9 protein-coding genes are annotated in these 12608 nt (G+C 44.0%); all 9 read right to left on the reverse strand.

Annotated features, from left to right (window positions below; genetic code table 11):
- Positions 1-644: 644 nt before the first annotated feature.
- Positions 645-1649: an aldo/keto reductase gene (locus KQP79_RS12155; protein ID WP_004307509.1), complete on the reverse strand. Its 1005-nt coding sequence runs from the start codon at positions 1647-1649 to the stop codon at positions 645-647.
- Positions 1650-1735: 86 nt separating this feature from the next.
- Positions 1736-3223, reverse strand: a complete 1488-nt coding sequence (locus KQP79_RS12160; RefSeq protein ID WP_008646303.1) for an MBOAT family O-acyltransferase — start codon at positions 3221-3223, stop codon at positions 1736-1738.
- Positions 3210-4127 (reverse strand): SGNH/GDSL hydrolase family protein, encoded by a 918-nt coding sequence (locus KQP79_RS12165; RefSeq protein ID WP_032856095.1) that lies wholly within the window; start codon positions 4125-4127, stop codon positions 3210-3212. The genes KQP79_RS12160 and KQP79_RS12165 overlap by 14 nt, the downstream gene beginning before the upstream one ends.
- Positions 4114-5514 carry an SGNH/GDSL hydrolase family protein gene (locus KQP79_RS12170; RefSeq protein ID WP_004310861.1) on the reverse strand — a complete coding sequence of 467 codons (1401 nt, stop codon included), beginning with the start codon at positions 5512-5514 and terminating at the stop codon, positions 4114-4116. The genes KQP79_RS12165 and KQP79_RS12170 overlap by 14 nt, the downstream gene beginning before the upstream one ends.
- A gap of 115 nt (positions 5515-5629) precedes the next feature.
- Positions 5630-5923, reverse strand: coding sequence for a PG0541 family transporter-associated protein (locus KQP79_RS12175; protein WP_004307513.1), 294 nt, complete (start codon positions 5921-5923; stop codon positions 5630-5632).
- Positions 5924-5935: 12 nt separating this feature from the next.
- Positions 5936-9094 (reverse strand): efflux RND transporter permease subunit, encoded by a 3159-nt coding sequence (locus KQP79_RS12180; protein WP_004310863.1) that lies wholly within the window; start codon positions 9092-9094, stop codon positions 5936-5938.
- Between the two features lie 114 nt (positions 9095-9208).
- Entirely contained in the window at positions 9209-10246 is a 1038-nt protein-coding gene (locus KQP79_RS12185) for an efflux RND transporter periplasmic adaptor subunit (RefSeq protein WP_004307515.1), read from the reverse strand.
- A 33-nt stretch (positions 10247-10279) separates the two neighbouring features.
- Positions 10280-11626, reverse strand: a complete 1347-nt coding sequence (locus KQP79_RS12190; RefSeq protein ID WP_004310868.1) for a TolC family protein — start codon at positions 11624-11626, stop codon at positions 10280-10282.
- A 55-nt stretch (positions 11627-11681) separates the two neighbouring features.
- On the reverse strand, positions 11682-12332 hold the full coding sequence (locus tag KQP79_RS12195; protein WP_004323670.1) for a TetR/AcrR family transcriptional regulator: 651 nt from the start codon (positions 12330-12332) through the stop codon (positions 11682-11684).
- Positions 12333-12608: the final 276 nt, after the last annotated feature.

The following is a 12608-nucleotide window of genomic DNA, read 5'->3' on the forward strand; positions in this document are numbered from 1 at the left end:
TTAGCAAATGATAATATGTTAATAACCAACAATATAGTAAGGAAATTACAAACGAGAATATAGTAAAAAATATAATGCGTCTGCCCTGTCTTCTACCGGCATCTATATCGTTCCACTCCAGTGGACAGGCCTGTGCACTAGAGTAGAAAGAACCGTCCACTAGAGTGGAACGATCTGTTCACTCGAGTGCAATGATACAGATAGTAGCAGGAAGTGAGTAAGGGAAAACAGTAAGATATAAGGTGAATGATACACAGGAAAGCAGTAAACAATAGGAAGTTGATTAATAAACGACATAGGGAAAGGAATAATCGTAAGTCCGGCGAGAGTCCGGGAAAAGCTGCAGCCATCATGTATGAGAAATGAGCAAAACAAATAAGAAGGAGTATGAGAATAAGATGAGAAATGATTTGAAACCTATGAGAAATGCATCTTTTTTAGGGGTAAATGATGGAAATACTATGAGAAATGCCATTTCACAGTTCATTTCTCATAGTATTATATCATTGATTTACAAACTATTATCATATCATTTATGAGAACATGAGAAATGAATATGAAAAAACATTTGCAGAAGCTGAATTCAGCGGAGACTGCTGAATTCAAATTGTAAATACGACACCTCCTTATGAATCAGGCTGAATTTATCCGGGTAAAATTTGCTCTATTTCTTTCAACTCGTCTGCCGTGAACTCCAAATGTTCCAGCGCTTTCAAATTGTCGGCTAACTGATTCACAGAACTTGCACCTACAATCACTGATGTCATTCTTTCGTCTTTCAGCACCCATGCCAAAGCCATTTCAGCCAGCGTTTGCCCACGGCGGCGGGCTATTTCATTTAATTGACGGGCAGCTTCTACCTTTTCATGCGTCACTTGAGATTGTTGAAGAAAACCCGAAGAACGGGCAGCACGGGAACCTTCCGGAATGCCGTTCAGATATTTATCGGTCAATAATCCTTGTGCCAAAGGAGAGAAAGCTATGAAGCCGGAACCGTACTCCGCTGCTAAAGGAAGTGATTCAGCCTCAACCGCACGATCGAACATACTATATCGATATTGGCTGATAAGACAGGGAACACCGGCTTTTGCCATCATCTCATAGGCAACACGGGCTTGTTCGGGAGGATATTTAGAAATTCCGATATACAATGCTTTACCTTGCTTCACAATATCAATCAATGTCTGAATGGTTTCTTCAACTGGAGTGACTCCGTCATAACGATGACTATAAAAGATATCAAAATACTCCAAACCTGTCCGGCAGAGACTTTGGTCAATGCTCGCCATCAGATTTTTTCGAGAGCTATTTCCGCCATAAGGACCTGCCCACATGTCATGACCGGCCTTGGAAGAGATAATCATTTCATCCCGGTAGCCTTGAAAGTTCTCTTTCAAGATTCGTCCGAAATTTACTTCGGCACTTCCGGGAGCAGGACCGTAATTATTTGCCAAGTCAAAATGAGTAACACCGTGATCGAAAGCATACTTAATCATGTCGGTTGCTACATTGAAATTGTCCACACTACCGAAATTATGCCACAATCCCAAAGAGATTAGAGGTAACTGCAAGCCACTCTTGCCACAATATGTATAAGGCATCTGTTCGTAACGATCGGCTGCCGGCTGATAACTGAAAGAGTTTTCCATAAAGCAGAATGTTTATATTTTCCTTTCACAAAGAAAGGAAAAATATTCCAATTACGGCTTCAACCGGATATTAAAAAGAAGGCGGATCAGAACTGGAAATAGATAAACGGCTGAATCTCCGAACTCTTCATCTGAATAACAAGGTAAATCAAAGCTATCATCAACACTGCTTTTCCTACGAACGGTAGACGGATCACTCCCCGGCAAGCTGCATTTTCCCAGCTATCGGGAGCAAAATGAAGCAGGAAGCCGAACAACATTAATGCGAATACTTTCCAATATCCTTCAAGTAACTGTGGGAACAGTTGCGGACGGAAAGTAGTGAATATCTGTCCCAGCATATCCATTGAGTTCTGAAAATCGGCATTACGGAAGAAAATCCAGCAGAAGCAGACAAAATGGAAAGTAATAACCACTCCGAATACACGCCGCCAACCATGACTTTGTTCTCCTTTCTTACGCCCGGTGATGGTCATCCACATTTTATGCAATGCTAAAGCAACTCCGTGGAAGGTTCCCCAAAGAACGAAGTTCCAAGATGCGCCATGCCATAATCCACCCAGAAACATGGTAATGATAAGATTCAGATATTGCCGGAACTTACCTTTTCGGTTTCCTCCTAAAGAAATATACAGATAATCCCGCAGCCAACTGGACAAAGAGATGTGCCAACGACGCCAGAATTCGGTAATGGAGGCAGACTTATAAGGAGAATTAAAGTTGAGATTAAAATGAAAGCCCAACAATAAAGCGATACCGATAGCCATGTCACTATATCCGGAAAAGTCGCAGTAAATCTGTAAAGCATAACCATACACTCCCATCAGATTCTCAACACCCGAATAGAGAGTAGGATTATCAAAAATACGTTCTACAAAGTTGATGCTGATATAGTCGGAGATAATGGCTTTCTTGAAAAGACCGGATACGATCAGGAAGATTCCGCGGCCGAACATCTCCTGCGAAACAAAGAGAGGTTTCCGGATTTGCGGGATAAAATCGCGGGCACGCACGATAGGTCCTGCCACCAACTGGGGGAAGAAAGATACGTAGAAAGCATAGTCCAAAAGATTCGTCAATGGCTTTATGTCCCTCCGGTAAACGTCGATGGTGTAGCTTAGCGACTGGAAAGTAAAGAAAGAGATACCGACCGGCAGGAATATATCAAGGGCGGTAAACTCTCCTCCCATCAATGACGCTATCACTCCACCCAGGAAATTGGTATATTTGAAATAGACAAGAAGTCCCAGATTGATACTCAGACTCAAAACTACTAATCCTTTACGTTTCCAATACCCTTCTGCACGATCCATTAGCTGTGCAAGAAAGAAGTCGGCAACGGTGACTATAGCAAGCAGAAAGAAGTATGTGCCACTACTCTTGTAGTAGAAATAATAGGAAAAAAGGGTGACAAACAAGATACGGGCAGTGTATTTACGTTGTAACAACACATACACTACCATGAAAGCAGCGAACAGCCAAAGGAAGATACCGCTGCTGAATATCATCGGGGCTTGCGGATCGTAGGTAAGTACCTCTTTTAGTCTACTGAAATCTATATCAATGGGAAACATAGTCATTATATGCTTGTATAAGTGCTTGGTATAATAAATTTCCTTGCAGGATGTATCCTTCAGGTAAATAATGTACATGATCGGGACGCATCAGGTTTGCCTCCGTCCAGTTGGTGCAGGCACGACGCTTCCCTCCGACTACATCATACATATCCCACACGAGCAGGCGATGGTCTTTGGCATAACGGCGGATAGTTTCCGCTGCTGTTGCCGTACGGGGATTGATGGCATACGTGCGTCTACGCCTCCGTTGCCGGAAACTTTCATAGGAACCGGGAGGGGTAGTCAGAAGAATGGGGATGTTAGGAAGACTGTCGCGCAACAGTTTCACAAGTTCATCCATCTGATTGTAGTGCACATTTATATTATAACGCCGGTTATGGCTTTCATTGGTTCCGAAAGAGAGAATCAGCAATTCGGGTTTCAAGGCAGCGATTTCGGTAATACGATCCGGATGGGTAAATGTTAGGCAAGTAGCTCCGTTGACGCCTTTATCAATATAAGAAATGGCACCAAAGGTTTCTGCCAAACGGGCACCGGTGGTTTGGGGATAGATATGTCCACGCACGTGGCTATCGCCAATATGAACGATGCGGAGTGTATCTTCGGAGAGTCCGGCACGTACCTGGCGGAGATGTTCAAAGACGGGAGCCAGCAGAGCAATGCTGTCAATAATCTCATTCCGTCCGGTTTCGCGAAAAGCAGCAGGGAAGGCTACTTGTACGTTGATCGTATCATTCGCCCAGTTCATTTCCCGTAAAGGCTTTATCCGCTTTGCAGTCTTTCCCAATGGAGAGCATACAGGCATACGGTCTTGCGCGATTGTTTCTGTAAGAAAACAAGGGACACTCAACATACCGGCGAGAATGAGAATAAAGATGGACAGCAGGTTACTCTTTCTCATAAGCACGCCTCCTGTCGTATTGTTCCTTACCATAGATCATGGTTTCATAAAGCAATCCAGCCAAATGCTTACCGCCACGGAAGTTTATATGCGTATAATCGTAGTTTGCCATAGAGGGTTTGGCATGGACGAGTTTTGCCATACTGCCTTCTCCGCCCATTGCTTCAAACATATTCCAGAATGCAATACCGCTTTCAGCAGCAATGTTCTGCTGATAACGAATCAGATTCTTAACACCGGGCATGGTACGGAGTTCGCCGTTTTCGTTCTTATAATCACGGTCGCCAACGCTCAATAACAGAATTCCGGCTTGTGGGAAACATTCTTTCAGATGCTCGATAGCTGTAATCAATCCTTTCTGGTAATTATCATAATTGCGTCCCCGTTCGGTAGCTACATTCAATCCATATTCGAGGATAATCAGGTCGTAAGGACGCTGGCGGTTAAACTGCTTCAACGTTTGTACCGGAATACCGCGCAGGGAAAGACCGGAACTGCCACGCAACGAGAAGTTATCGAGAATGATTCCTTTCTTTCCATCCATTGCCAAGCCATAGAACAGGGCAGAGTCCGCACGATCTACTGTCCAACGGATAGAACCGATGCGTCCGTCCACCTGAACTTGTTGTAATCCATCAGAAGGGCCTAAAGAGTAATTCTTGCTTTCTCCTTTGTTCACACGGGCAGAAAGAAGAACGGAATCTTTATTATAGAAGAAGATAGAAGCACGTTGGCAAGTATCGAGCAGGGAGGCGTATTTATTTTGTCCGCGTAGTTCTACATAAGCTCCGTTCCGGGGGACAAAATAGTGTCCGGAAATGCCTTGTTTCTTCTTATCGAAATAGATACTGTCTGTTACTGCATGGCTGGACCATCCGCCAAATGTATGCCGTACCGTAGGACGGTAACCGCTTGTCATGGAAGTGATGGTAACAAAACCTACACCACAACCGCCGAATTGTTTCTGAAGCATTTCGCGCAAGTCGGCTGTAAATATATCCGCTTCGATAAAAGAGTCTCCGAATACGGCAATGCGTACCTGTTTGTCATCAGAGTCATCTGAATCACTGGAAGAGATACGATTGAGTGCTTCATAAAAAGGAGCCATCCCCCGGAGGGTGGAATCACTGTAATCTTCAATGCAAGTCATACCTGCACGACAAGTATCTACAAAGACCGGCTTTACAACTGGAGGCAAAGGGATACTGTCCGAATCAGCTGTGGCAATCTCCGATTCCGGATAACGAAGGTCGCTCAAAAGGTCTACACGCCTCATCGTGTGCCCGTCAATGGTCAGTACCGGAAGCCAATGAAGCCCGAGTAAGGCTGCAAATACAATCAGTACGAACCACAACGAATATTTCAAATAATTCTTTATTATCTCCATAATGTTTCTAAAATCCCAAACGACCGCAAAGATAGACAAAAGCCACAAAAAGAAAGGAGAATCTACATTATTTATTAGATTCTCCTTTCCTTTTTATCTATCTACCGGATCACATTTAAATGGTCCGTTCAATGTTCCACACAAATGCACGCAAACCTAATTGTTCCGTCTGCAAATCCATTTTATGCAAGGTGTCGAGCAATGAATCGACTTTGTTATCTTCTACCACTGTCAGGATAGCCGAGCACATACTTGGCCAGGCATGGCTTCCGAAATGCGGATCGCCTGTTTTCGAACCACGTCCCTGTACTTTTTCAAGGTATGTAAAGCCACGACAACCCAAACGGTCGAGCAACGCCATGATTCGTTCGTAATAAGCCTGGTCGAATGTTATCAATACTGATTTCATATTTCTTTTCTGTTATTTCTTAATAATGTTATCTTTATTCGCCTGGAAATAAACGTCCAATTCACGTTGACGGCGGAGTTTACGACGACGGTTCTTGATACCAGTTCCCGCGAATACACAATATAGAGTAGGAATCAAAATCAATGTCAAAACAGTAGATATCGTCAAACCACCGATTACGGCAATTGCCATCGGACTCCACATTTCCGAACCTTGACCGCCACCGATAGCCATCGGAATCATACCGAGAACGGTAGTAGCGGTGGTCATCAGTACCGGACGAAGACGGCTCTTACCTGCTGTTACCACAGAGTTCAAAACAGCCAATCCACGTTCTCGACAAAGGGTAATGTAGTCAATAAGCACAATACCGTTCTTCACCACAATACCAATCAACATGATACCTCCCAATAAACTCATGACACTCAATGTGCTGTTCGTAAAGAATAGTGCCATCAAGACACCACTAAACGCAAACGGCAGGGAGAACATGATGATAAACGGATAAGTCAGTGACTCGAACTGCGCTGCCATCACGATAAATACCAGAACAACAATCAGGATGGCAAGTGTTCCCAAATCGCGGAATGAATCCTGCTGATCTTCGTACGAACCGGAAATCTGGATGGTGACTTCTCCCGGAAGATCCATTTTATCTATCACCTTATTTCCGGCAGCCACTACGTCGCCCAGCGGAGCTCCGGAGATTACAGCGGAAACGGTCACGATACGTTCGCGGTCTTTACGTTCGATGGTAGGAGGTGCAAAACGTTCGACTACCTTTCCGACGTCTTTCACACGAACGGATTGTCCCTGTGCATTGTAAATGAGGATATTTTCGAGACTCTCCAGGCTTGTACGGTATTCAGGTGCGTAACGCACTTTGATATCATATTCATCTCCGTCCTCACGATATTTAGATGCTACCGCACCATTGACACGGTTACGCAGATAGTTACCAGCAGTTGAAAGATTCAAGCCATGCATCGCCAGTTTTTCACGGTCGAAGTCTACCTGGTATTCCGGTTGGTAGTCACTACGGCTGATATTTACCTCGGTCACGCCTTTTACTTTCAATAATTCACGTTTCAGACGGGCTGCTACGCTATCGGTTACTGTCATATCGTATCCGTAAACCTCAAAGTCGGCACTTGCCTGCGCGGACATACCCGTGTTACTACCTCCGAGGATTACCTGTGCTTTACTGAATTCCGGATAGGCTTTCAAATCTTCACGCATCTCATCACAGACTGCTTCCAAAGTGATGTCACGATCACCCGGGTCTACCAAACTGATGTTGAACGAGATTATATGTGAGCCATTGTCCTGCATGGATGCCCAAGTGTTGTCAGAATCAGCCTGACCGACTGTATAGTTACAGACTTTCATTATGTCTTTATACTTCGTCAGCCATTGGTTGGTTAACTTCTGAGATAATTCCTGCGCTATCTCTTTTCGTGTACCGATTGGAAGTTCCAACTGTACGGCAATACGGGCATTATCCTGTGCCGGGAAGAACTCCGTACCGATGCCCTTTGCACACAGCAAACTGACAACGAAGAAAGCAATACATCCCACAATCACAATCGGACGATGACGTACAGCCCAGTTCAACATCTTCGCATACCAAGTATCAAGTCCGTCGAGCGCTTTCTCAATCGGAGTAAAGAAGAGCTTGAACATTTTCGATGGTTTCTTCTGCAAGCGAAGTAACTGAGAACAGAGCATCGGAGTCAAAGATAGTGCGGCGACCGTAGAAATAAACATGATGGCACACATCATCCAACCCAACTGTTTGAAAAGCACACCGGACATACCGCTTACCATCGTCAACGGGAAGAACACGGCAATCATGGTCAACGTAGAAGCAATTACAGAGATTGCCACCTCATTTGTTCCGTGCACGGCTGCCTGTTTCGGATCGGAGCCACGCTCGATATGGGTCGTTACGTTTTCAAGTACCACAATCGCATCATCCACCACCATACCGATAGCAATAGAAAGTGACGAAAGCGAAATAATATTAATCGTATTTCCACTAATCGCCAAGTAAATGAACGAAGCAATCAACGAAAGCGGAATAGTGATACAGATAATCAGCGTCGCACGCCAACGTCCCAGGAAGAGGAACACGACGATGACAACAAAGAGCAAGGCATAAACAACGGTTTCCGTCAAACTGTCGATGGTGTTCAAAATGTTGTCCGAGGTATCGACAATGACACCAATCTTCACGTCGCTCGGCAGGTTCTTTTGAAGCCTCGGCAGCGCGTCGGCCACTTTCTTGGAGATTTCTACCGAATTGGCTCCCGACTGTTTCTGAACTACAATCATAGCACCTTGCACACCATTATTATAGGTTTCCTGTGCACGTTCTTCCACGGTATCGACAATACGGGCTACATCACGCAAAAAGACATTCGCCCCATTGTGTGTACCCACCACTACATCTGCCAACTGACGGGAATCATCAAACTCACCTTCTACACGCAGTGCATAGGTTTCGCTACCAATATCGAAGTTACCACCGGGAATGTTCTTATTCTCGGCTCCGATAATGGAGCTGATTGTTTCAATAGTCAGGTGATAGGCTTCCAGTTTGTTGGGGTCGCAATATACCTGAATCTCACGTTGCGGTGCACCACTGATGGAGACGGTTCCGACTCCCGGAATACGTGCCAGCGGATTTACCACACGGTCGTCCAATATCTTATAAAGCGCTGACTGACTCTCATTGGCCTGTACGGAAAGCAACACGATCGGAATCATGTCCGTACTAAATTTGAAGATGATCGGATTCTCGACATCATCGGGAAGCTGTGAGCTTACCATGTCGAGTTTATCGCGCACATCATTGGTGAGAACGTCAATATCGTTACCAAACTCGAACTCCAATGTAATTAATGACATATTCTCGGAAGAACGGGAGGTGATATGTTTCAGGTTGCTCACCGCATTCAACGTATTTTCGAGCGGGCGAGTCACATTATTTTCTATATCCGAAGCACTTGCTCCGGGATAAGCGGTCATTACCATGATTGTATTCGTGTCAATGTCCGGATACAAGTCGATAGGTAACTTGGACAAAGAGAAAAGACCAAAAATCACCACTGCCAGAAAGCAGAGGGAGGTCATAATCGGTTTCTTAACCGCACCTTCGTATAAACTCATGTTGTTTTATTTAAAAGCCTCTCCCCACTCCTCTCCCAAGAAGAGGAAGCCGGAAGATCGTTTTGAAATCAGGTTAATTAATAAAAGCATTGGGAGAAAGGTACTGTACATCTCTCATTTGGAAGAAAGTTGGGAAGAGGCTTCCACCTCTACTTCCATACCGTTCACCAAACGTGACTGTCCGGCAACTACAACCTGTGAGTTATCGGGCACACCGGATTTCAACTCGTACTCCGTACCCATGCGTCTACCCAGTTCAACCTTATTATAAGATACTTTACCATCTTTATAAACGAATACATAACGGTCGCCGGAACCTGCCTGCTTAACGATAGCCAAATCAGGAACAACTACGTTTTCTGCTGTACCGAAGTTCAATGTCGCACGGGCAAACATTCCCGGACGCACACGCTGGTCTTTATTATCCAGTCTGATCTCCACCTGGAATGTACGGGTAGTAGCATCTATGGTAGGGTAAATCAGGTTGATGGTTCCTGTAAAGACTTCATCACCATATACATCGAGTTTCACGTCGACAGGAGTACCTTTTTTCACTTTCGTGAAGTAGGTTTCAGACACGTTAATCAGGAGTTTCACGGGAGTGATCTGTTCTACTACCAGAACCGGTTCTCCACCACTGTACATATCGCCATTATCATAGTTGCGCGCAGTGACTACACCATTGATAGGGCTTTGCAAAGAGGTATTCTCCAGCAGATTCTTATAAGCGGTTTTCTTCACATCGAGTTGCATCTTCGAAGCATCCCACTCTGATTTGGACGCACCGCCCACTTTATATAATTCGTCGATACGGTTGAATTCTATTTCCTGATTATCTAGTTGCAGCTTCGTCTGTTTCAGGTTGGCTGCATCCATCTGCACAAGTTTCTGTCCTTTGGATACGCGGTCGCCCACTTCTACGAAAATCTGATCGATACGTACGGGAGACGAAGGCGCAATATTATTCTTTACTTCGGCTTCCACCGTTGCTGTGTAATCCTGTATTTGATCTACGGGGCGGGCTTTTACGTCTGCCAGCTTCACAATAGGCTTTGCGTCCACATGTTCCGCAGCAGCTTTGTCTTTTCCACCTGTACATGAGCCCATAAACACAGTTAACAGCAGGGCTACCAATTGGATACTTCTTTTCATATTCCTTACTTGTAATTTTTTAGTTGTCTATCTTTATTCTTTTCCCAGAACCTGATCGAGGTCTGCCTTAGCAACCAGGTAATCGTATATGGACTGATTGTAGGTGAGTTGCGCCTGTGTCAGTGACACTTGGGAACTGTTCAGTTCGAGCACCGTGCCCTTACCTACATCATAACGTTTTTCGGCAATCACCACCGCTTTCTTTGCCTGCATCACATTTTCCTTGTTGCTGACTACCTGCTCTGTGCTAGCACTCATATTATTGCGACAACTGACAATCTGCATATTCAACTGTCTTTCCGTATCGATACGATTCCAATCGAGCTGGCGCATCTGGATACGGGCAGATTTCACTTTCGTAAAATTGCTTGCCTTATATAAAGGTATGCTGATATTGAACATCAGGCTGGAACTGTTGCTCCAGTTATAATCGAAGAAATTGATATTCGGATTATACAATGACTGATATTGATAGGAGAAGCTCATGGAAAGAGTCGGCATAAAGTTCGTCTTTAAAGACTTTACATTCTTTTCGAGCAACTTCATGTTCAAGTCCAACTGCTTCATGGTGGTATTGTTGTTCAGATTCACATTCTCTTCTTTCAACTGATTGGCAAACATGGTCGTCTCATAGTTGGTCAGATTATCATTAATCTTTATCTCCACATCGGCAGTGATGCCCATCAGAACTTTTAACTGTAATTTAGCCAAAGTCACCGCATTGGCTGCCGCAATCAGGTTCGGCTTAATGCTGCGCATCTGTACTTCCGCACTGATCTTGTCATATTCGCTCACAGTTCCCTGCTGATATTTGGCATTCACTACATTGTAATTATCTTCTGCCAGTTTATAGCTGCCTTGAAGCACTTCATAGCTATCCTGTGCAAGCATTAACTGATAATAAGCCTTGCTTACCTGATTCACCAGATCCAGTTTGGAAGCACGTGACTTCTCTACTGCCAGTTCAATATCCGTCTTTGTCATCGACATAGCACGGTAAACACCCGGCACAAAGAGTGGCAGGTTAATACTCAACCCGGCATTGGCGGTGTTCGAACCGTCTTGCCCCATCTTGAACGACATATCGTTCAATTTCATTTCAGCCGCTTTAATTGTATGGTCTAAGGAACCGGCAATGCTGGCCTCCGGCAACAGACTTTGCCAGGCTTCCTTGCTGGCAACTCTCTTTAAGGCGATTTCTTCCGCTGCCACTTTCATTGTCGGATTCTCATCCAATGCAATTTCCAAGGCTTTGTCTAAGGTTAAGGTTAGGGTATTCTTCTCCGTCTGCGTGTCCTGCGCCTTTGCAAAACCAAATGCACAGAATGCCACAGCTACCAGAAGGATCTTCCGACCTGTCAATCTTTTCATCTTGTTCATAAACTGAATTTCTAATTTAATCTTAATTGTTTGTCAATAGAACCTCACTTTTACTCTAGTCTTCGATGCGGTTCTTGCGATATTCTTGTATAAAGTCTTCCAGTACCCTTGCTCCTTTTTCGGTGGAGATACCGCGTATATAAGTAAACATGATGGATTCGTACACTTCAATGAAAGGGTATTCATTACAGATGTCCGTATTCAAAAGCACATCAAATTGCTCACGTACCAGCAAATTGACAATAGCGAAGTTTACATCCGAACGAAAGATGCCCTGCTCTACTCCTGTTTTGAAGAAGGACATGGTTTTCATCGAATCGCTGTCCTGCCGATTCTTCATCATCTCATATACTTTGGGATATTTCTTAATGTCTTCAAAAAAGCGTTTGTTCGTCTGATGAAACATCTCAATGCTTTTCTGAAAGACTGCAAGTATCACTTCCAACACATTGTGCGACTGTTCAAAGACTTTCTGCAAATACTTGTCTCTGTCTGCCTGTGCCTTCAGTATGCATTCTTTCAACAACGATTCTTTATCCGAAAAGACTTCGTAGAGCGTACGTTTGGAAATTCCTAATGCTGCTGCAATGTCATCCATTGTAATACTCTTGATGCCTTTTGAAGTAAAAGCTTCTGTTGCCGCCGTTATGATCCGTTCTCTTAACTCTACCCGTTGGGAAGCGTCCTTTCCATGCTCTGTCATCATCCGTTTTTCTATTTTATTAAAATGCAGTTTTCGTTTTCTCTTCATTTCCAAAGGAAAAACGGAACAAAGATATATAGAAAACTCAATCAACAAATTAAGTTTCCAGCTATTTATAGTCCATTTGGGATTTATTATCATTCAATAGAGTGAAATGAAAACAAGTGTTAATAGGAAATTTGGAACAAACACAAAGGAAAGGTAAAAGGAGGGAATATAGGAAGTAAAGTTTTATCGCTAATAGAAGAGATGGGAGCCAATAAATGCCGGATAAATATC

It is taken from the genome of Bacteroides sp. DH3716P, from assembly GCF_025914115.1.
GTDB lineage: Bacteria > Bacteroidota > Bacteroidia > Bacteroidales > Bacteroidaceae > Bacteroides > Bacteroides ovatus.

Coding starts and splice junctions, on each gene's coding strand:
- KQP79_RS12155 (WP_004307509.1), bottom strand. CDS start 1,649: ATGGAAAACTCTTTCAGTTATCAGCCGGCAGCCGATCGTTACGAACAG.
- KQP79_RS12160 (WP_008646303.1), bottom strand. CDS start 3,223: ATGTTTCCCATTGATATAGATTTCAGTAGACTAAAAGAGGTACTTACC.
- KQP79_RS12165 (WP_032856095.1), bottom strand. CDS start 4,127: ATGAGAAAGAGTAACCTGCTGTCCATCTTTATTCTCATTCTCGCCGGT.
- KQP79_RS12170 (WP_004310861.1), bottom strand. CDS start 5,514: ATGGAGATAATAAAGAATTATTTGAAATATTCGTTGTGGTTCGTACTG.
- KQP79_RS12175 (WP_004307513.1), bottom strand. CDS start 5,923: ATGAAATCAGTATTGATAACATTCGACCAGGCTTATTACGAACGAATC.
- KQP79_RS12180 (WP_004310863.1), bottom strand. CDS start 9,094: ATGAGTTTATACGAAGGTGCGGTTAAGAAACCGATTATGACCTCCCTC.
- KQP79_RS12185 (WP_004307515.1), bottom strand. CDS start 10,246: ATGAAAAGAAGTATCCAATTGGTAGCCCTGCTGTTAACTGTGTTTATG.
- KQP79_RS12190 (WP_004310868.1), bottom strand. CDS start 11,626: ATGAACAAGATGAAAAGATTGACAGGTCGGAAGATCCTTCTGGTAGCT.
- KQP79_RS12195 (WP_004323670.1), bottom strand. CDS start 12,332: ATGATGACAGAGCATGGAAAGGACGCTTCCCAACGGGTAGAGTTAAGA.